Genomic DNA, 21,170 nt, shown 5'->3' on the forward strand with positions numbered 1-21,170 from the left:
CAATCATCCTCCCTATTTCTCTAACAGTTCTAGCCTGTTTTTTCTAGATTTGTGCGCTTTCCAAACGATTCCTTGTGACGGGGAAAAGAAGAACGCGAGTGCAAACAGAAAAGCTGAAACTAATACGATCGTTGCACCTGATGCCAAGTTATACGTAAAGCTGAAATATAAGCCAAACACAGAAGAGATGACACCTATTAGTGCAGACAGATAGATCATGACAGACAATCGGTTGGTTAATAGATAAGCCGTTGCTGCCGGTGTGATCAGCATCGCAACTACTAAAACGATCCCTACCGTTTGCAGCGATGCAACCGTGACCATCGTTAAAACGGCCATTAAACAATAATGAATCCATTTGTTGGGCAATCCATAGCTTTGTGCCATAGTCGGATCGAAGGTTGAAACGAGAAGCTCTTTATAAAATAGAACAACTAACCCAATTACAAGTACACCGATTCCAAGTGTGATCCACATGTCACTCATTCGTACTGCAAGAACGTTACCAAAAAGAATATGATACAGATCGGCAGAGCTTTTCATCATAGTTATAATGACAATTCCTACAGCAAACATACTCGTAAACATGATTCCTATAGCCATATCATGTTTGATCCTGCTGTTCTGACTCACATATCCGATTCCGATCGCAGTAAGAACCCCCGTTATAACAGCTCCAAAAAAAAAGTTAATCCCTAACATGTAGCTGATCGCAACACCAGGCAACACAGCATGAGAGATCGCATCCCCCATTAACGCCATGCCTCTTAAGATGATGAAGCAACCTACAATTCCACAAATAATACCTACAACTACTGAGGTAAATAACGCTTTTTGTAAAAATTCATATTGAAACAACGCTTGAAAGAATTCAAAAATACTCATGATGTTACATTCACTCCTTTAGGCTGAAGAAATGAGAACTGGTTGGCGTAAGCTTTTGTGATCACCTCTGGCTGAAGAACTTCTTCAGATGCACCGTAATGAATCATATTCTTATTCAACAGCAGCAAATGATCAAAGTAGGATTCAGCTTTACTAAGATCATGATGTACGACCAGAATGGTCTTTCCTTCTTGTTTTAGATCTCTCAAAATATGAATGATCGTTTCTTCGCTTGCAACATCAATCCCCACGAAAGGTTCATCGAGAAAGAACAACTCTGCTTTTTGAGCCAATGCTCTTGCAAGGAATACCCTTTGCTGCTGTCCTCCTGAAAGTTCACCGATCTGTCTATCACTGAACGTTTCCATACCTACCGTTCTTAAACATTCATATGCCCATTGTCTATCACTTTTTGAAGGGCGCTTAAATAATCCCAATTTTGGATATGTTCCAAGCAATACCACGTCAAATACTGTGATTGGAAAATCCCAGTCGATATCTGAGCGCTGCGGAACATATGCGATTCTTTTTCTCCATTTTTTAAGCGGCTCTCCGAATACCTCAACATCGCCTTTGTCTCTTGGTATTAAATGTAAAGCAGCTTTCATCATAGTCGATTTACCGGCACCATTCGGCCCAATGATCCCTACTAAACTACCTTGATTCACTGAGAATGATATATCTTTAACTACTTGGTTTCCTAGATAAGACACATATAAGTGATCTATCTTTAGTGCTTCATTCATTGAAAAAGACCTCCTTTTTCATTCAGTAACTTTTTTTGCCTAAGCGCAACTTTAATATAAAAAAATAATCCCTTCACAATTGTATGAAATGAATAGATGGAAAGTGAATATTTTCAGAAGAAGTAAATGTTTCCTTCAGGCAACTTTTTTACTTAAGTCAAATTATATAGTGTGGACACAAGATTGTAAACGATTTTTTCTAGCCATATTTCTACATTTGCTATATAATCAACTCTGGCAGGAAACTGCTGGGTGGGAGAGGGATGTTTTTAAGATTTAAGGAAGGAACAAATGGAACAAAATCAAGTTTCACTTAAGAAAGAAGTACTTGCAGGGATCACCTCATTTTTCACCATCGCTTATATTATTGTCGTTAATCCACTAATATTAGCAGATGCTGGTATGCCGTATGAGGGAGTAGTTCTAGCTACGATCCTTACTTCTGTAGTTGGTTGTCTGATCATGGGGCTGTATGCAAAGGCTCCGATCGTATTAACGCCGGGCATGGGGGTAAACGCGTTTTTCACGTATACTATCGTGCAAGGTATGAATTTAAGCTGGCAAGAAGCTCTTGCTGCTGTGGTGATGTCTGGGATATTCTTTTTAATCGCAGCTTCAACACCTTTAAAGGACATACTTTCAAAAAGTATTCCGCAATCATTGAAACATAGCATTACAGTAGGTATCGGCTTGTTCTTAACGTTTATTGGGTTACAAAAAGGCGGAATCATCGAAGCGAGCTCTGCAACTTTTGTAAAGTTAGGACATTTAGATCGTCCCGACGCAATCCTGACGGTAATCGGCCTTTCGGTAACACTGGCTCTGTTTTTAAAAAACGTAAAAGGAAGCTTTCTGATCGGGATTGCTTTGACCACTCTTGTAGGATTCTTTATGGGCCATACACAAGAAGTGAAAGGCATGTCTGATGGATTCTCTTTTAAACCGTTTGGTGAGTTATTGTTTGCGTTTGATTTTTCAGGGATAACTGAGCTTTCCTTTTGGATCGCAACGTTCTCATTGACCATGATCATCACATTTGAGAACATGGGATTGTTATACGGCTTATTACCTGATCAAGAAAAATTTCCAAAAGCTTTTCAAGCAAATGCTGCTTCATCAATCGTTTCTGGTTTATTCGGAACTAGTCCTACGATCTCAACGGTAGAGAGTGCATCTGGAATACAAGAAGGCGGCAGAACGGGGATAACAAGTATTACAGTTGCTGTATTGTTCTTCTTATCCATGTTTGCAGCACCTTTCATAGCCTATATTCCTGATGGGGCTATCGCTCCTATCTTGATTATCATTGGCGGTCTGATGGTTCAGCAGATTCAGCATATTCCTTTTGCTGATTTTACAGAGATGTTTCCATCATTTCTTATTATTGCGCTGATACCTTTAACGTACAGCATCGTGGATGGTCTTGCATTTGGATTTATCGCATATCCACTTGTTAAATGGATGTCCGGACAGAAAAAACAGGTTACAGCACCTATGTATGTGATCGCCTTTTTATTCTTTATGAATTTTATTCTTCATACAATTGTATAAAAATATAAACAAAAAGACTTTGGACAATATTCCAAAGTCTTTTTTTAGCACTTTCTTCACTCCTTCCTCATACAATGAGAAAGTCGGGAGGGATTTCTAAATGAATCCAATCATTGTTCATTTTGTAAATCAGAAACTAAATTCGATCAGTCCGAACGAACTGATCTCACTTGCCGCGCAATATCAGCTTCCCATTTCACAAAAAGAAGCCGTACAGATCGTAAACATATTGCGAAGGCAGACGATTGATATCAAGAATCTATCACAGCGTAAGATGATCATTGCTACCATCGCAAAAGAAGTTAGCCCTGAAAAAGCGAACTATATCCAATACTTAATTCAAACGTACATTGATAGGTAAGACAAAAGAGCCGCACAGCTGTGCGGCTCTTTATCTTTTTTGCGTTACTCAGCGTATAATAGTTATGCGTTCAATAACTTGTTCTGAAGTTCTGGATCGAATGTTTTTGTTTTGATCATCTCGATCTCTAATTGATATGGAGGTCTTTTGTTGTTTTTATCAGTACCTACATAAGGTGTTTCAAGAATTTTTGGGATGTCCTTAAATTGCTCGTGATGAACGATATAGTTTAAGGCATCGAAGCCAATATGTCCAAAGCCAATGTTTTCATGTCGGTCTTTAGCAGCTCCAGTTACATTTTTGCTGTCATTGATGTGGAAAACTTTAATACGATCGATTCCGATCAGCTTATCGAACTGGTTCATTACTCCATCAAAATCATTAACGATATCATAACCCGCATCATGAGTATGACATGTATCAAAACAAACAGAAAGTTTTTCGTTCAGCGATACACCATCAATAATCTGTGCAAGTTCTTCAAATGTCTTGCCGCATTCAGATCCTTTACCCGCCATTGTCTCAAGTGCGATTTGAACATTCTGCTCTTTTGTTAATACTTCGTTAAGTCCCTCGATGATCTTCTTGATTCCGATCTCGGAACCTTCTCCAACATGTGCTCCTGGGTGAAGTACGATCTGCTTTGCACCAAGTGCGTCAGTTCGTTCGATCTCTCTTCTTAAGAAATCTACCCCCAGCTCGAAAGTTTCCGGCTTCACAGCATTACCGATGTTGATGATATACGGTGCGTGAACAACAATATCAACGATACCGTTCTCGATCATGTGTTTCGTTCCAGCTTCTATATTAAGGTCTTCAATTTTTTTTCGTCTCGTGTTTTGGGGTGCACCTGTATAGATCATAAAAGTGTTGGCACCATATGAAACAGCTTCTTCACTCGCAGCGAGAAGCATTTTTTTACCGCTCATTGAAACGTGAGATCCTAGTTTAATCATATTTTCCCCTCTTCCCTAACCTACTATCTGATGTTTCTTCTTTTCTTCTTCATTAGTTTCTTTTTCTGTTCATCCATCTTTTTCTTATAACCAGGCTTTACTTTGCGCGGTTTTGGTACATAAACGCCATCCTGCTCTTTTGCACCCGTACTTTTCTTGCTCGGCTTCACAGGTACCCATTCACCGTTCTTATATTGTTCGATGTGGAAAATGATTTTTTTCTCTTTTAACTTTTGTACAGAATGCTGATCTGTTTGCTCGTAAAGAGATGCACAGATTCCTGACATTCCTGCACGGCCCGTTCTTCCTGCTCTATGAATGTAGAAATCAAGATCTTTCGGGAACTCGTAGTTGATGATGTGGCTGACACCTTTGATGTCAATTCCACGAGCTGCAAGGTCAGTTGCTACTAAGAACTGAAACTCAGCTTTCTGAACACGTTTCATGATGCTTTTTCTTGTACGAGGCGGAATATCACCATGAAGACGTTCAACACTCATACCTTCAGCACTCATAGCATCTGCGATCTCATCAACTGCTTTTTTTGTGTTAGCAAATATAATCGCAAAATATGGATTATAGTTTCTTGCTGTTTTGATAAGTGTAGGAAGTTTATCATTGTGTTTTGCTTGAATAAGAACGTGCTTGATGTCTTTTGCTGTAATATGCTGTGGTTCAACGTGAACATGCTTAGGGTTCTGCATATATTTTTTCAAGAATGGCTGCAGTTTTTCTGGAACAGTGGCAGAGAACACCATCATTTGTAATTCGTTGGCCATACGAGAAGCGATCAGATCTACATCTTCAATAAAGCCCATATCTAGCATCTGATCGGCTTCATCAACTACGAGCATGTTCGCTGTAAAGACAACTAGCTCTTGAGCGTTTACCAAGTCTTTAATACGACCAGGAGTTCCGATCACTAATTGAGGAACTGTTTTCAGTTTTTCAGCCATACGTTTTCGATCCGTTCCACCAACGATTGCTTTTGCGCGGATTTGCTTATCCTCAGGCATATGCTCAGAGATCTTTAGAAACTCGTTGTAGATCTGTTGTGCTAATTCACGAGTAGGAGCTGTAATGACAGCTTGTACCTCGTCTTTTGTGATGTCTATTCTATGCATCAATGGCAGCAGGAACGCAAATGTCTTTCCTGAACCTGTTTGCGATTGTCCGATCATGTCTTGTCCGTTAATTATTCCAGGAATTACACGCTCTTGTATATCAGTTGGTCTTTCAAATCCAATACCACTTAAAGCGGTCTGGAGCGATTCGTTTATTTTTAACCGTTCAAACGGAGATTTCATACGCTCACCTTTTCTTTTCAAATATAAATTCTTCACTTTTAGTATTATAGAGTAAGTTTTGCATTTAAGCCAACCATCCTGAAGATTAATAAGAAAACAGGGATAAATATCACACATGTTTTTCTTATTTCATATTCTATATATGAGCGTATTATTTTGGAAAGGAGGGGGAATTATGCAGCCTTTTTATAGATATCCAAATCAACCTCAGCATCCTATGCAGCCCTTTCAAGTAAATCCATATCTTCAAAACATGAATGGGATGAATGGTATGCCGCGTCAGATGGGTTCTGTTGACAGATTCTTGGGGACGATTGGCAGCGGTGGAAGTATAACAGGTGGAACAAGTGTGTTTACGATGTTGAACAACGTACAAAAGGTCTTAAAAGTTGCTGAGACGATGGGACCTATGATCAAACAATATGGACCTGCAATGAGAAATCTGCCTTCCATCATGACAGCTCTTAAAGATTTCCAAAGCGGATCGAGCTCAAAGGCAGAGAATGATACTGAGGCAGATACCTCCGAAAAACCGGAAAACACAGATCAAGCGACTGAAATAAAGGTTACGAATGAAAAAGTAGATGCTAAGAAAAGCGCTATAAAGAAAAACGAAAAAAAAGAAAAAGTAAAAACAGAAGTAGAAGAAAAGGTGGTTGTGGCTGGACCAAAGTCTACAAAGTCATCCACGCAGACCGAGGCACCGCCAATGATCAAAAAAACGCCAAATGCTACAAAAGCTGTACCGTCAGCACCTAAGACAAACGTACCTAAGGGCTACCACTTATCGGGGCCGAAACTATATGTATGAGTATAGTGTTTGAGTTCTTATGGTCTCTCCTTTATAATAAACACATACAGAAGTAAATCTCCCAAGACAGCATAGATCTCTGTGCTGTCTTTTATATGAAATAAAGGAGAGATCCAATATGGAAATCATTAAAATATCTCCACGAGGATATTGTTATGGCGTAGTGGACGCGATGGTCATGGCACGCCAGGCAGCAAATGACCCTACATTGCCTAGACCCATCTATATACTAGGTATGATCGTTCACAACAAACATGTGACAGATGCCTTTGAAGATGAAGGGATCATTACCCTCGATGGTGCGAACAGACTGGATATCATTAAAAATATTGAAACAGGCACGGTTATTTATACCGCTCATGGTGTTTCACCAGAAGTTAGACGGATTGCTCATGAAAAAGGCTTATATGAGATTGATGCTACATGTCCTGATGTTACAAAAACGCATGACCTTATTCGTGAGAAAGAAAAAGAGGGATATGAGATCATCTACATCGGTAAGAAAGGTCACCCTGAACCAGAAGGAGCGATCGGAATAGCACCTCATATCGTACACCTGGTTGAAAATACCGATGATTTAGATTCACTAAACGTGAACAGTGAAAAGATTCTCATTACAAATCAAACGACGATGAGTCAATGGGATGTAGCTGAACTCATTAAGAGACTGCTTATGAGATATCCTTCTGCTGAAGTTCATAAAGAGATCTGTTTGGCAACTCAAGTCAGACAAGAAGCGGTTGCAAATCAAGCAGGTGATTGTGACCTGGTACTTGTAGTTGGAGATCCTAGAAGCAATAACTCAAATCGGTTAGCTCAAGTTTCAGAAGAGATTGCAGGAACAACAGCATACAGAATCTCTGATGTATCTGAAATCGAACTTAGTTGGTTAGAAGGCGTAAAGAAGGTAGGAATCACTTCTGGTGCTTCTACACCTACACCAATAACGAAAGAAGTTATCGATTTCCTTAAAAACTATGATGACCAAAATGAAGAGACATGGAAAAAAGAGCGTAAAGTGACCCTTAATCGCATTCTTCCTAAAGTTAAAGAGAAAAAGTCATAAAAAAACAGCTGGATATTCCAGCTGTTCTTTTTTTGATCTTTGCAGTTGACTACATAAATGTAAACGGATCGGTAATGATTTGTGAATCTACAACAACCGTCTCATATTTGTTATTCTTTAGTTTCTCTTCAAGTACATCCTTGAGCTTAATCTTCATGATCTGTTCGATATGATGTCCAGCATCTACGATCGTAAGCCCTTCTTCTTGAGCATCATGTGCATTGTGATAATAGATATCTCCTGTAATTAATACATCTGCGCCTTTATGAAGAGATGGATAAATATATTTATTTCCATCACCGCCTACGACGGCAACTTTTTTAATAATAGAATTTTTACCTTTAATAACCCGAAGATGCGATACTCCAAATGCGGTTTTCACATGCTCTACAAATTCCTGAAGGTCCATTTCTTTAGGAAGCTTTCCGATCTTTCCAATACCAAGCTCCTCCCCTTTGTTCAAAAGCGGGTAGAGGTCATAAGCTACCTCTTCATATGGATGTGCTTTTTTCATTGCTGAAACAACCACTTTTACCATCGATTCTGGCAGGATTGATTCAATTTTGACTTCTTCTACTCTCTCCAATTCACCCTGTTTTCCGATAAAAGGTGTCGTACCTTCTAATGGTGTAAATGTACCGATACCATTGCTAGAGAACGAACAGTGACTATAATTTCCGATATGACCAGCTCCAGCATTACCGATGGCATCCTTTACTTGTTCTTCATGTGTGCGAGGTACAAACACTGATAACTTTACGAGCTTATCTTCATATGTTGTTGATAACACTTCGGTGCTCGTTAATTGCAATTGATCAGCCAGCCATTCATTAACCCCTAGCGAGGTAACATCTAAGTTCGTATGTGCCGCATACACCGTTATATCGTTCTTGATTAATTTTTCAATAACTTTACCTTTTGATGTGTTGATATCAATTTTTTTCAATGGCCGGTATAGCAGAGGATGATGAGCAATAATCAGATCAACTTTCCCTTCAATCGCTTCATCCACGACACTTTCTAATACATCAAGTGCGATCATTACCTTTTTTACGGATTTGTTCAACGAGCCCACTTGTAATCCGATAGGGTCACCTTCTATAGCCATCTTTTTAGGTGCGAAACTTTCTAATAGAGAAATGATATATTGCGCGCTCGCACATTTACTCAAGATATCCACTCCTCTGCAAATTTTATGTTTCTTCTTAATTCTTCTCTTTTTTTCTCTGCCGTTACTCCTGAACTATTTTCCATTTGAGCTAAAATCGCTTTCCATTGCTTGACTTCCCCTGCCCATTTGTCTTTAAACGCTTCGTTCTGATTTTTTAATAAGAATGGGCCAAACAATAATTCCGCTTCTTCATGATCAGTATAAGGTTGATCGCCTGAGCGTTCGGCGACAAGAATCTCGTAGATCTTGCCATCCTCTTTTATGATTTCTTCAGCGATCAATACCCAGTTCTCTTTTAATAGCCACTTTCTTACTGTTTTTGACCCAACGTTAGGTTGGAGAATCAGACGACTTGCTCGTCCAAGCCTATCTTTTCCCTTTTCAAGGATAGATGTGATCAAAGAACCACCCATGCCGCAAATCGTGATCACTTCTGCTTCGTCTGGTTTAAGTACTGAAAGTCCGTCACCTTTTCTAACTTCGATCACATCGTTTAGGTTGTCTAAATCTACCTGTTCTCTAGCGGATAAATAAGGACCATCCGTAATCTCACCTGCGATTCCTTTTTTTATTCCTTTTTTTAGCCCGAGATAACAAGGAAGATAAGCGTGGTCAGATCCGATATCTGCTAATATTGTATTTTCAGGTACATATGAGGCAACTCGCTCGAGTCGATTTGATAATTTTTCTGAATTCATTTTTTCATCACCGTTTCAATTAGTTTGTTAGTTTTAGTATTAGCACGTTCGATCATTTTTTGTAAAAAAAAGCTTGAAAGTCATAAAACGTTTAAAAAAAGTACGAATTTATGATCTGATCATACAAAGAAAAGAGCTTCTTGTCATAAATAACAAGAAGCTCTTCTTATTTTATTTTTTTTCTGCTAACCAATCAACTAGTATTTTAGCTTCTTCACCTTTTACGACACCAGCTGGCATTCCACCTGGTTTACCGTTTTTGATAATATCAGCAATTTCTTCCGGCTTATACTTGCCACCAATCTTATCAAGTGCTGGTCCTGATGCACCTTCAAGGTTTTGTCCATGGCAAGAAGAACAGTTTTGTTTAAAAATAGCTTCCGGATCCATAGCAGCCTTTTCTTTATTTTCACTAGCCGTATGAATTTTGTTGATACCATATCCGCCCATCGTAAGCATAAGAACAATTCCAATAACTCCAATAATGGCAAAAGGAATGAGTGGATTACGTTTCATGCAAATTCCTCCTTCGTCTGTACACTACATGTGTTGTGATCTTGATAACCTTAATATGTATAGTAACAATCCATAACCTATTGTACTGTAAAAGCGTTTACTTGGGAAGTACAAACTCTATTTTTCCCAGTTTTGTCACAGCATTAACTTTTTAAACTTTTTTACCTAACTTTTGTAGGTTCAGTCATTCATTTATGTGAAGAGATACAAAAAAGAAAAAAGCCACACTACTGGTGGCTATTCATGTATTACTGAAAGTGCCTCTATCGCTTGTTCTCGAAGCTTAAATTTCTGTACTTTTCCAGAGGCTGTCATCGGATACTGATCAAGAAAGAGATAATATTCTGGAATCTTAAAGTGCGAGATCTTTCCTTTACAATAAGCCTTCAATTCATTTTCAGAAAGTGAATGACCTTCTTTTACTTGGATGCATGCCGCTACTTTTTCTCCAAATTTTTTATCCGGGACACCGATCACTTGTACATCAAGGATAGAAGGATGTGAATAGAGGAATTCTTCAACCTCTCTCGGATATACGTTCTCACCGCCACGGATGATCATATCTTTCAAACGACCTGTGATTTTAAAGTAGCCTTCTTTATCAACAGTGGCTAGGTCTCCAGTATGAAGCCATCCATCTGAATCAATCGCTTCGTTCGTCGCTTCAGGCATCTTGTAATAGCCTTTCATAACATGATAACCTCGTGTACAAAGTTCGCCTTGTTCACCAGGATTCACTTCTTTATTCGTTATCGGGTCGACTACTTTGGCTTCTACTTGAGAATGCTTCTTTCCGACCGTTTCAACTCTGCGCTCGATCGGGTCATCTGTTCTCGTTTGAGTAATAACAGGAGAAGATTCTGTCTGGCCATATGCGATCGTAATTTCTGACATTCCCATCTTTTCGATCACTTTCTTCATCACTTCTATCGGACAAGGTGATCCTGCCATGATGCCTGTTCGAAGTGTTTGCAAGTCATAAGAATCAAAATCAGGAAGATTCAATTCTGCGATGAACATTGTTGGAACGCCATGTAACCCTGTACACTTTTCGTTTTGAACCGTTTCTAAAACTTCTTGAGGATCAAACTGGACGATCGGCACCATCGTAGCTCCGACTGAAACAGCAGCAAGGGTCCCTAAAACACAGCCAAAACAGTGAAAGAAAGGAACAGGAATGCACAATCGGTCTTCACTTGTTAAGTTCATACTATCTGCGATTTGTCTCGCATTATTAACAATATTGTAATGGGTCAACATGACCCCTTTCGGAAACCCTGTCGTCCCAGAAGTGTATTGCATGTTGATCACATCATCGCAATGAAGCGATGATTCTCTTTTTTGAAGTTCTTCATCAGATACGACATTTCCAGCTTCCAGCATATCTGAGAATGTTTCATAAGATGCAGAGTCAGCATCAAGTTGAATAAAATGTTTCAATACAGGAAATTCCGCTAATCGGTCTTTAACGGAATCTACCATATCTTTGTAAGAAGTAGTACGGAATTGTTCGATAAAGAATAAAGCTTTTGCATCAGACTGCTTCAATAAATAATCCAGTTCAGAAGATTGATAATTCGTATTGACCGTGACTAAAACGGCTCCAGCTCTAGCTGACCCGAATTGGAGCAGCAGCCATTCAGGTACATTTGTCGCCCAAACAGCTATATGATCTCCTTTTTCTATTCCCATTGCCATCAGACCTTTGGCAACTTTAGCCGTTAATTCATAAAATTCCTGATAGGTATAGCGAATTCCTAGTTTGCTGTAAACCATAGCTTCTTGATCCTTAAGTTTCAACGCTTGTTTTCTTAAACAATCCCCTACAGTTACTTTCATTAGTTCAGCCATAATTCACCCCATCACTTGTTTTAACGATTGTTAGCAGCCGATCTCTCTTGCAATAACGATACGCTGAATCTCTGATGTACCTTCTCCAATCTCAAGAAGTTTAGCATCTCTGAAATAACGTTCTACATGATAATCCCTCATATAGCCATTACCGCCATGTATCTGAACCGATTCAGAACAGATCTGCATACATGCTTCTGATGCATATAATTTTGCCATCGAAGCTTCTTTTGAGAACTTCTTCCCTTGATCTTTTAGCCATGCTGCTTTATATACCATCAATCTAGCCAGTTCGATCTTCATCGCCATATCGGCCAACTTAAATTGGATCGCTTGGAATTTCGAAATAGATCTTCCGAATTGTTTCCGCTCTTTTGCATATGTTAGAGCCTTCTCATAGGCCGCCTGTGCAATTCCTACTGCCATCGCACCAATACCTATCCTACCTCCATCCAAGGTCACCAGGAACTGTTTAAAGCCGTCTCCGCGCTTTCCTAAAAGGTTTTCTTCAGGTACTCTCACATCTTCCATAAAAAGTTCAGTGGTGTTTGAAGAGTGAAGACCCATTTTCTCGTAGTTATCGATAACACGGAATCCTTTAGCATCTGTTGGTACGATAATCGCTGAGATTTCTTTATCGTTACCATTTCTATTCGTGATTGCAGTTAACGCTAAATGCTTGGCATAGCTCGCGTTCGTGATATAACATTTTGAGCCGTTAATCACCCACTCACCATTTTCCGCTTTCGCTGTTGTTTCCGTACCACCTGCGTCAGAACCTGCATTTGGTTCTGTTAAACCGAATGCTCCCAGAGATTCACCTGTACAGATTGGTGTCAAATATTTTTCTTTTTGTTCGTGTGTACCAAATAGGTTTAAGGGAGCTCCACCTAAAGATACATGTGCAGAATATGTAATTCCAGTAGATCCACATGCGCGGCTAAGTTCTTCTACAGCAATGGCAAAACTTATAGTATCAGCTCCGCCTCCACCGTATTCTTCTGGAAAAGGCAGGCCCATCATTCCTAATTTAGAAAGCTTTTGAAAAATCTCTACCGGGAATTCTTTATTTTTATCTCTTGCTTCAGCTCCCGGAGCTACCACTTCATCTGCAAATTCTCTCATCATTTTTTGAATCATCAACTGCTCTTCTGTTAATGTAAAATTCATGGTTGCATCCCACCCTTTAATAAATTTACGCTTTTATTTGTATGCGCTTACATATTTATTATAGATATAAAGGCTGAATTTTTACAAGATTTAAAGAATTTTTAATTTAATATACAGAAGAATAAGCAAGTAACAAAAAGGATTATGCAGGAAATGGTATGAGAAAATGAGTTTTTGGTGAGTTTGCATTGAGGTGGAATAATAAGTAAAATGAAAGAAATAAAAAAAGCTTGCCCAGAATTGGGCAAACTTTCTATTCTAAAAAGTCTTTTAATCGTTTACTTCTGCTTGGATGGCGGAGTTTACGTAGTGCTTTAGCTTCGATCTGACGGATACGTTCACGCGTTACGCCAAACACTTTACCTACTTCTTCGAGGGTACGAGTACGCCCGTCGTCAAGTCCGAAACGAAGACGAAGAACGTTTTCTTCACGATCCGTTAAGGTATCTAGAACATCTTCAAGCTGCTCTTTTAATAACTCATAAGCCGCAGCTTCCGAAGGAGCTAATGCATCCTGATCTTCAATAAAATCACCAAGGTGAGAATCGTCTTCTTCACCGATAGGTGTTTCTAAAGAGACTGGCTCCTGAGCGATCTTGAGAATCTCACGCACCTTCTCAGGAGTTAGTTCCATCTCAGCACCGATTTCTTCTGGTGATGGTTCACGCCCAAGATCTTGAAGTAACTGACGTTGAACACGAATCAGTTTGTTGATCGTCTCAACCATATGCACCGGGATACGGATCGTTCGAGCTTGGTCAGCAATCGCACGCGTGATTGCTTGACGAATCCACCATGTTGCATACGTACTAAATTTAAATCCTTTGTCATAGTCGAACTTTTCAACAGCTTTGATCAATCCCATGTTTCCTTCTTGGATAAGATCAAGGAACAGCATTCCACGACCAACATAACGCTTGGCAATACTTACGACAAGTCGTAAGTTTGCTTCTGCAAGACGGCGTTTAGCTTCTTCATCACCGTTCTCAATACGTTTTGCCAGTTCGATCTCTTCGTCTGCTGATAGTAAGTCTACACGTCCGATTTCTTTTAAGTACATACGGACTGGATCGTTGATCTTAACACCTGGTGGTACGCTCAAGTCATTAAGGTCGAATTCTTCTTCCTCTTTTTCCATTTCGAACTTAGGGTCCTCTTCGTCTTCTGCATCTTCAGACGCTTCAGCAACTTCAACACCTTGTTCTTCAAGGTATGAATAGAACTCGTCCATTTGATCAGAATCTTGTTCAAAAGGTGCCAGCTTACTTGTGATTTCAGTATATGTCAGCCGTCCTCGCTTTTTACCGGCCTCAACTAATTGTTCTTTAACTTGATCGATGGTTAATTCGCCTTCCGTACCTTGACGGTTTGGTTTCTCAGCCATTCGATCCCCTCCTTCCAAAACTTCAACCATCCTACATCCCGATTATTTAAGAGATCTTTTCATTCTCATAATTTCTTGGGCAATTTGGGCTGCCAGTTTTATTTCATTCCTTCTTATTGCGTCTTCTTGCTGTTTTTCTTTTTCTTGTATCTCCCGCAATAAAGGATAGCTAGAAATAATACGAATATAATCCGCGAGCTCTATTTCATTCAGCTCTTCACTGATTGTAAGCATCGCCAATTCTGAAGCTAATTTCCTTAATTTGTCATCGTCGATACGCTGCATGAACAACCCTACATTGGGTTTATTTCCTTCTTCATAAAAGGCATATAAGTATGCAGCAATCGCGTTATGCTCTTCAACATTAAAGCCTGAATCCAACTTTTCTTGAATTAAAAAAGCGGCTTCCTCACTTTTTAACATATGAGCAAGGACAATACGTTCAGCATTCAGATTTCTCGGCAACAATGACTTTTGCAAAAGTGTTTGTATTCTAAAATTATTATCCCGCTTTTTAGGGGCGTTATCCTTAGACCTTTGCAGTTGCTTTGTAGTCTGTGTCTGCTGTTGTTTTAGAGCATCCAATGAAAGATTAAATTCAGAAGCGATCTGGCGGAGATAATGATCTCGTTCAACCGCTTTTGGCAGACGCGCAATTTCTTGGATAATCTCTTCGATATAGATCATCCGTTCTCCTTCATCTCGAAGGTTTTTCCCGCGTCTGTAATATTGTATTTTAAATGCCATCACAGTTAGGCTAGCCCCTATTATATCTTTTAAAAACGAATCGTTTCCAAATTTCGAAATATAGTCATCGGGGTCCATTCCATCAGGCATCTGTGAAATCTTCACGGTACAGCCTTGTTTTGTTAAAATTTCTGAAGCTCGAAACGCTGCTTCCACGCCAGCTCGGTCAGAGTCATAGCAGATTGTGACAGATTGAACATTTCGTTTCAGAATGGCTGCATGATCTTCAGTTAAAGAAGTACCTAATGAAGCAACACCATTTGTAACTCCTGCTCTAAAAGCCGCAATTGTATCTACATACCCTTCAAAGATGACAGCATGCTGTTTTTGCCTCATCTCTGCACGTGCAAGGTTTAAGCCATAAAGAGTTCTTCCTTTTTGGAAGATCTTAGACTCTGGACTGTTAAGATACTTAGGCTCGTCCTTCCCGTCTAAAACCCGGCCACCAAAAGCGACCACTGCACCTGTACGATCCCAAATCGGAAACATGACTCGATTTCTAAATCGATCATACGGTTTTCCATCAGATTGTCTCTTTCCGATCAACCCAACTTTTTCAGCGATGTGTAGGTCCATTCCTCGTTTTTGGAGAAATTGTGATGCTGTCTCCCAAGAATCTGGAGCATAGCCAATTTGGTACCGCTCTATGGATTCTCTGGTGAATCCCCTCTTCTCCAGATATTCTAAAGCCGGCCTTCCTTGTTTTGTGTGAAGTAAGCAGTGATGATACAACTTAGCCAACAACTCATGAATCTCAGTCATCGCCTTTTTTTCGTCAGAACTTTTCTCGGAGAAGTTTTGCTGATGAATTTGAGGAAGTTCGATGTCACTTTTTTTTCCAAGCTGCGTTACAGCTTCAATAAAAGAGTACCCTTCAATGTTCATCAAAAAAGAAAAAACATTGCCTCCTGCTCCACAACCGAAACAATGGTAAATTTGTTTTTCAGGTGAGACAGAAAAGGATGGCGATTTTTCCCCATGAAAAGGACATAGGCCAAAATAATTTCTGCCTTGTTTCTTAAGAGGAACATAATCGCTGATCACGTCAACAATATCGCTTGATGACCTGACCTTCTCTATTAAGTCCTCAGGTATACGTTCCATATGACCACCACAGAATCTCTGTTTCTTTTAGACACTAGATATATATTCGTGGCACAATTCTATTTTCCTTCAACATTCGACAGGATTTCGCAAAAAACTGTGCAGAATCTTTCTGTGTCCTCTTTTTTAAATTTAGCAGGTCCTTTTGAATGCTTGCCAGAACGCCTAGCTTTTGCAGACATATACCGTTCATGAAGCACTCGTTCCATTTCATTCTCTTCAAACTGTTTCCCTCTAGGGGTGATGACGTAAACCCCTTTTGAAAGAAGAAGGCTTGCGAGGGCATGATCTTGAGTCACAACAAGATCATTTCTTTTAGAATGATTATGTATGTAAAGATCAACCTCTTCAGGACTTGCATCGACCAATATCCAGCGCCCAGGCTGGTCCGTGTTACTCGCGTGTGCGTAAGATGTAACGAATATGGGTTCAAAATCAAACATTTTGGAGAACTTAAAAATTTCTTCCTTTATTACAACAGGACAAGCGTCTGCATCTACAAATACATTACCAATTAATTTTTCCATATTCTTATGTTCTACTTTTACAGTGATTCTCCTTCAAATGAGAGCATTTGCCTTAAATTAGCATCCTCAATTTATCACTATTTTGGACAAACTTATAAAATTTAATCACAATGTAATATTATAATAAAACTCTCTCCTTTTTACCAGTAAAATGATCAAAATAAAAAAGCGCAATCATTTGCGCTTTATTTATAAGACTTTCCTTGAAACAAATTGTAGATAACGTTAGCTGATTCTTCGACAGCCTTATTTGAGACTTCGACCACTCTACAACCGATCTGATCAACGATCTTGTTAAAGTACACGAGCTCGTGCTTGATTCTTTCCATGTTTGCGTAATTCGCTTCAGAATTCAAACCAAGCGCCTTCAAACGTTCTCTACGAATATCGTTTAATTTCTCAGGGGTTATCTTAAGACCGAAGCATTTGTTAGGTGAAACTTTAAACAGTTCTTCAGGCGGTTCTACTTCCGGAACAATAGGTACATTCGCGACCTTTAAACGTTTATGTGCTAAGTATTGTGAAAGTGGTGTCTTGGAAGTCCTTGATACACCGATCAGTACAACATCCGCTTTTAATATCCCTCTAGGATCTCTGCCATCGTCATATTTTACGGCAAACTCAATAGCTTCTACTTTTCGAAAGTAATCATCATCAAGCTTATGCACGACTCCAGGTTCATATCTTGGAACTTGATTCAGCCTAGATTGCAGCTGATTCATAATCGGACCCATAATGTCCACTGTAGGTATGTTGTGCAAGGCAGCCTGTTGAGCAACATACTCGCTTATTTCAGGCACGACAAGTGTAAACGCGATAATTCCGTTGTGATCCTTTGCTAATGAGATAACTTCATCAATCGTCTCTTTATCTTCCACATAGGGAACTCTTTTAATCTCTATTCCATTTGAATTAAATTGGCTCGCCGCCGCTTTAACAACCAACTCTGCCGTTTCTCCGACTGAATCGGAAACGACATATACGATAGGACGTCCTGTCATGTTGGCCTCCCCATTCAATTATAGTAATTCATCATGTGCTAATTCTACAAAAGCCTTTGTGATATTCGTCTTCGTAATCCTACCGACTACATCAAATCCACTCTCATCATCTGAGCGTTTTACGACTGGAAGACAATCAATTTGTTTTCTGATTAAGATGTGTGCGATATCTAAGAGATAATCCTCTTTAAAACAATATGTGATATTAGGCATTCTTGTCATGATAATGTTGATTGGGATACTGTTGATCTCTTGTTTCCCCATGCTTGCTCTTAATAAATCTTTTCGTGAAGCTACCCCAGCAAGATGTCCGTTCTTATTAATGATAAATAAAGTACCAACATCCTCCAAGAACATCGTACATATCGCTTCGTATACCGTCGCTGAATCTTGAACGACGACAGGCATCGATGTGAATTCCGCAACTTTAATCTTTTTAATTTTTTCCGTTAGGAGCTGAGAACCTGTCTTTCCGGTGTAAAAATAACCAACCCTCGGTCTAGCATCTAAATAACCTGCCATCGTTAGAATGGCAAGATCGGGTCTGAGTGTAGCTCTTGTAAGATCAAGTTGATCTGCAATTTGTTCACCTGTAATCGGCCCATTATCTTTAACAATTTCAATGATTTTTTGCTGCCTCTTATTAAGTTCGATCGTGTACACCACCTTTTGCCGCATCCAATGTGTTATACTTATTCTCATTATTATAACCTATTCATGTGAGAAAGCGAACTAAAAAAACTGTAAAGATTAAAAGCTTCACAGTTTTTCACGATAAATCATCTAATTGTTTCAGAAACTTCTTTGATTTTAAAAACACTCCTGAATATTCGTCCATGTAGGCGTCAAACAACATTCGAAGCTCCCTTTTGGTTTCTTTTTTTAAAGAAACGTTCCCAAGTCGTGTAAGATCAAGGTGATAGAACATATGAAGCAGTTTTACTGCGCCCCGTGAGATCCGCATTCTATAAGGATCTTTGTATGAACACCTCTCACAAAGGAAACCACCTTCTCTAATCGAGAAAGAAAAATCACCTTCTGTTGAGTGACATGAAACACATTTACTCAACTCAGGTACGATTCCGGATGTTTTCATTATTTTTAGTTCGAATAGAAAGGTTATGACCTCAGGATCTATCCCATGATTGATATATTCTAAGGATTGTTTGATCCATCCGAATAGATCTGGCTTAAGATCATCCTCAGAAGTGTTTCTGTCTAATAGTTCTGCTAGATAAGCGGCATAAGCGGTTTTCACGAGATCTTCTCTTATTTTTCTAAAAGAAGAAAGCGCCTCGCCCTGCTGTAAAGTTCCGAGTCCTCGGCCTTTTTGAAAAACAAAAATTCCGTATGTAAAAAGTTGCGTAATGGAAGTAAAGCGGCTTTTGGGCTTTTTGGCTCCTCTTGCCATTACGCCGACTTTCCCAAATTCTTTAGTATACAAAGTGATGATCGTATTGGATTCACCATACGGAACGGTTTTAATGACGATTCCTTCAACTTTATAAAGCAAGGTAAATCACCACCCTCTCAGATCTAAGAAGGCACCGTAGTTACTTATTAATGAAATGGAGGTTCCTCAAGAGACTCATCATAAGGAATAACTGCTGATAGAGCTGTTATTTCATGGTCTAGCTCTTTGTATAACAAATAGGTATCAATACTGCCCGTCTCACAGAATACTTTCCAAGTAAATTCTTTCATGTTTGGACACACCTTTCTATTTGTTTTTCTCCTGTAATAACTAGGTTCACCTTAATTGTTTATTTCATGTCAAGGAAATTTTAACAGTTTTTTACTTTTGAGTTTTCGCAGTGGGTCATTCTTGTAAGTGGTTGTTTTCCGTTTCAGGTACTCGCTTTCCGGGGGGCGTGCGGTGAGCCACCTTGACGCTTTGCGCCCTAAGGTGTCTCACCTGTCACACTCATCCCCCAGGAGTCTCGCACCTTTCACTCCAAACAACTATTCAAAGACGAACTACAAACCCATTTAAAGTAACTGCTGTTTAATACTCATCCTCATTAAAACCGAACTCGGTTAGTTGCTTTTGGCGGTTTCTCCAGTCGGTTTGTACTTTTACGTACAATTCTAAAAAGACGCGCGATCCTAAGAGAGTTTCAATGTCTGCTCTTGCTCTTTTTCCGACTTCTTTTAGCATCTTTCCTTGTTTACCGATGATGATTCCTTTTTGAGAAGATCGTTCTACGATGATCGTTGCGTTAACAAAAACGACGTTCTTTTCTTCCCGTTCTTTCATCTCTTCAATGATGACGGCTACAGAGTGAGGAATTTCTTCACGAGTAAGATGTAGAACTTTCTCGCGGATCAATTCTGCCGTTATAAAGCGCTCTGGATGATCGGTTACTTGGTCTTCAGGGTAGAATTGCGGTCCTTCTTCCATGTAGGAAACGATCTGTTCAAGAAGTGTGTCCACATTGTTTCCGTTGAGAGCAGAAATTGGCACAACTTCAGCAACGTCTAACTTATTTCTATACATATCGATCAACGGCAACAATTGATCAGGATGTACTTTATCGATTTTGTTTATGACTAGAAATACAGGATTTTTCACGTTTTGAAGTCTGTCTATAATGAACTGATCACCTCGTCCATATCCTTCTTCTGCATTAATGACGAATAGGATAAGATCGACTTCGTTCAACGTCTGCTGTGCTGTTCTCGTCATAAAATCGCCTAGCTTGTGCTTCGGTTTATGAATACCAGGTGTATCAATAAAGATAACTTGAGACTCATCTGTTGTATAAACCGCTTGTATCTTATTTCTTGTTGTTTGAGGTTTGTCACTCATTATGGCGATTTTTTGCCCGATCACTTTGTTCAAAAGAGTCGATTTACCTACGTTAGGTCTGCCAATAATCGTTACAAAACCTGATTTATAGCCTTCTTTAGTCATTTAGATCCTCCGGCGAAAATGCACCAGGTAATAAATCTTTTACTAAGATCTCTTGTACATCACCTTTAAGGTTTGTTAGATAAACTGGCATCTCTGGCGGACATAATTCAGAGATAACCTGACGGCATGCTCCACAAGGAGGTACAGGACGCTTTGTATCTGCTACAACAGCGATTGCACTGAATTTTGTGTCACCTTCTGTATACGCTTTAAATAATGCCGTACGTTCAGCGCAACACGTTAAACTATAAGCAGCGTTCTCGATATTCGCTCCGTTATATACTTTACCATCAGCCGTTAGAAGAGCTGCACCTACTTGAAACTTAGAGTATGGTACGTAAGCCTTTTCACGTGCGATTTTCGCTTGTTCCATCAATTGTTCTTTATTCATTACTCTTTCACCT

General features: G+C 39.4%; 22 protein-coding genes. 4 read left to right on the forward strand and 18 right to left on the reverse strand.

The features are described from left to right. Window positions 1–12 precede the first annotated feature (12 nt). Both ACNJYY_RS14105 and ACNJYY_RS14110 read right to left on the reverse strand, forming a co-directional pair. Window positions 13–885 (reverse strand): metal ABC transporter permease, encoded by an 873-nt coding sequence (locus ACNJYY_RS14105; protein WP_144699028.1) that lies wholly within the window; start codon window positions 883–885, stop codon window positions 13–15. Next, the gene (locus ACNJYY_RS14110; RefSeq protein WP_416728995.1) at window positions 882–1,631 is read right to left on the reverse strand and encodes a metal ABC transporter ATP-binding protein; all 750 of its coding nucleotides are present in this window, start codon (window positions 1,629–1,631) and stop codon (window positions 882–884) included. Before ACNJYY_RS14110 ends, ACNJYY_RS14105 begins: the two co-directional genes overlap by 4 nt. Window positions 1,632–1,922: 291 nt before the next feature. On the opposite strand from ACNJYY_RS14110, the gene ACNJYY_RS14115 reads away from it, so the two are divergent. Further along, the gene (locus ACNJYY_RS14115; protein WP_416728996.1) at window positions 1,923–3,182 is read left to right on the forward strand and encodes an NCS2 family permease; all 1,260 of its coding nucleotides are present in this window, start codon (window positions 1,923–1,925) and stop codon (window positions 3,180–3,182) included. A 100-nt stretch (window positions 3,183–3,282) separates the two neighbouring features. Continuing rightward, complete coding sequence (locus ACNJYY_RS14120; RefSeq protein ID WP_066396234.1) at window positions 3,283–3,543, forward strand: DUF2624 domain-containing protein; 261 nt, start codon at window positions 3,283–3,285, stop codon at window positions 3,541–3,543. A gap of 62 nt (window positions 3,544–3,605) precedes the next feature. On the opposite strand, the gene ACNJYY_RS14125 is transcribed toward ACNJYY_RS14120, so the two are convergent. Together ACNJYY_RS14125 and ACNJYY_RS14130 are read right to left on the reverse strand one after the other, a co-directional pair. After that, window positions 3,606–4,499 (reverse strand): deoxyribonuclease IV, encoded by an 894-nt coding sequence (locus ACNJYY_RS14125; protein WP_416728997.1) that lies wholly within the window; start codon window positions 4,497–4,499, stop codon window positions 3,606–3,608. Between the two features lie 23 nt (window positions 4,500–4,522). Next, on the reverse strand, window positions 4,523–5,806 hold the full coding sequence (locus ACNJYY_RS14130; RefSeq protein ID WP_066396238.1) for a DEAD/DEAH box helicase: 1,284 nt from the start codon (window positions 5,804–5,806) through the stop codon (window positions 4,523–4,525). 175 nt (window positions 5,807–5,981) lie between these two features. Between ACNJYY_RS14130 and vrrA the strand changes: the two genes are divergently transcribed. Further along, entirely contained in the window at window positions 5,982–6,617 is a 636-nt protein-coding gene (gene vrrA / locus ACNJYY_RS14135; protein ID WP_416728998.1) for a VrrA/YqfQ family protein, read from the forward strand. A gap of 118 nt (window positions 6,618–6,735) precedes the next feature. Then, window positions 6,736–7,683: a 4-hydroxy-3-methylbut-2-enyl diphosphate reductase gene (locus ACNJYY_RS14140; protein WP_416728999.1), complete on the forward strand. Its 948-nt coding sequence runs from the start codon at window positions 6,736–6,738 to the stop codon at window positions 7,681–7,683. Window positions 7,684–7,732: 49 nt separating this feature from the next. On the opposite strand, the gene ACNJYY_RS14145 is transcribed toward ACNJYY_RS14140, so the two are convergent. The 14 genes from ACNJYY_RS14145 to ACNJYY_RS14210 form a co-directional block, all read right to left on the reverse strand. Then, entirely contained in the window at window positions 7,733–8,854 is a 1,122-nt protein-coding gene (locus ACNJYY_RS14145; RefSeq protein ID WP_416729000.1) for a Nif3-like dinuclear metal center hexameric protein, read from the reverse strand. Beyond that, window positions 8,851–9,552 (reverse strand): tRNA (adenine(22)-N(1))-methyltransferase, encoded by a 702-nt coding sequence (locus tag ACNJYY_RS14150; protein ID WP_416729001.1) that lies wholly within the window; start codon window positions 9,550–9,552, stop codon window positions 8,851–8,853. Before ACNJYY_RS14150 ends, ACNJYY_RS14145 begins: the two co-directional genes overlap by 4 nt. A 171-nt stretch (window positions 9,553–9,723) precedes the next feature. Next, entirely contained in the window at window positions 9,724–10,068 is a 345-nt protein-coding gene (cccA, locus tag ACNJYY_RS14155; RefSeq protein ID WP_144699011.1) for a cytochrome c550, read from the reverse strand. 237 nt (window positions 10,069–10,305) lie between these two features. Further along, the gene (locus ACNJYY_RS14160) at window positions 10,306–11,919 is read right to left on the reverse strand and encodes an AMP-binding protein (protein WP_416729002.1); all 1,614 of its coding nucleotides are present in this window, start codon (window positions 11,917–11,919) and stop codon (window positions 10,306–10,308) included. A gap of 30 nt (window positions 11,920–11,949) precedes the next feature. After that, window positions 11,950–13,089: an acyl-CoA dehydrogenase family protein gene (locus ACNJYY_RS14165; protein ID WP_144699007.1), complete on the reverse strand. Its 1,140-nt coding sequence runs from the start codon at window positions 13,087–13,089 to the stop codon at window positions 11,950–11,952. Window positions 13,090–13,342: 253 nt separating this feature from the next. Beyond that, a complete protein-coding gene (rpoD, locus tag ACNJYY_RS14170; protein ID WP_066396256.1) occupies window positions 13,343–14,473 on the reverse strand; it encodes an RNA polymerase sigma factor RpoD in 1,131 nt (376 codons plus the stop codon). A 42-nt stretch (window positions 14,474–14,515) separates the two neighbouring features. Beyond that, window positions 14,516–16,324, reverse strand: coding sequence for a DNA primase (gene dnaG / locus ACNJYY_RS14175; protein WP_197221305.1), 1,809 nt, complete (start codon window positions 16,322–16,324; stop codon window positions 14,516–14,518). 59 nt (window positions 16,325–16,383) lie between these two features. Continuing rightward, complete coding sequence (locus ACNJYY_RS14180) at window positions 16,384–16,851, reverse strand: YaiI/YqxD family protein (RefSeq protein WP_416729003.1); 468 nt, start codon at window positions 16,849–16,851, stop codon at window positions 16,384–16,386. Window positions 16,852–17,036: 185 nt separating this feature from the next. After that, window positions 17,037–17,852: a pyruvate, water dikinase regulatory protein gene (locus ACNJYY_RS14185; RefSeq protein ID WP_191753791.1), complete on the reverse strand. Its 816-nt coding sequence runs from the start codon at window positions 17,850–17,852 to the stop codon at window positions 17,037–17,039. 18 nt (window positions 17,853–17,870) lie between these two features. Beyond that, window positions 17,871–18,554: a helix-turn-helix transcriptional regulator gene (locus ACNJYY_RS14190; RefSeq protein WP_231607259.1), complete on the reverse strand. Its 684-nt coding sequence runs from the start codon at window positions 18,552–18,554 to the stop codon at window positions 17,871–17,873. A 67-nt stretch (window positions 18,555–18,621) separates the two neighbouring features. Then, complete coding sequence (gene recO, locus ACNJYY_RS14195) at window positions 18,622–19,365, reverse strand: DNA repair protein RecO (RefSeq protein ID WP_416729004.1); 744 nt, start codon at window positions 19,363–19,365, stop codon at window positions 18,622–18,624. Window positions 19,366–19,412: 47 nt separating this feature from the next. Then, the gene (locus ACNJYY_RS14200) at window positions 19,413–19,556 is read right to left on the reverse strand and encodes a YqzL family protein (protein WP_144698999.1); all 144 of its coding nucleotides are present in this window, start codon (window positions 19,554–19,556) and stop codon (window positions 19,413–19,415) included. 301 nt (window positions 19,557–19,857) lie between these two features. Next, window positions 19,858–20,766 (reverse strand): GTPase Era, encoded by a 909-nt coding sequence (gene era, locus ACNJYY_RS14205; RefSeq protein ID WP_191753789.1) that lies wholly within the window; start codon window positions 20,764–20,766, stop codon window positions 19,858–19,860. Continuing rightward, window positions 20,759–21,157 (reverse strand): cytidine deaminase, encoded by a 399-nt coding sequence (locus ACNJYY_RS14210; protein ID WP_137788846.1) that lies wholly within the window; start codon window positions 21,155–21,157, stop codon window positions 20,759–20,761. Before ACNJYY_RS14210 ends, era begins: the two co-directional genes overlap by 8 nt. Window positions 21,158–21,170 lie beyond the last annotated feature (13 nt).

Source organism: Fictibacillus tiangongensis (assembly GCF_048083785.1).
GTDB lineage: Bacteria > Bacillota > Bacilli > Bacillales > Fictibacillaceae > Fictibacillus.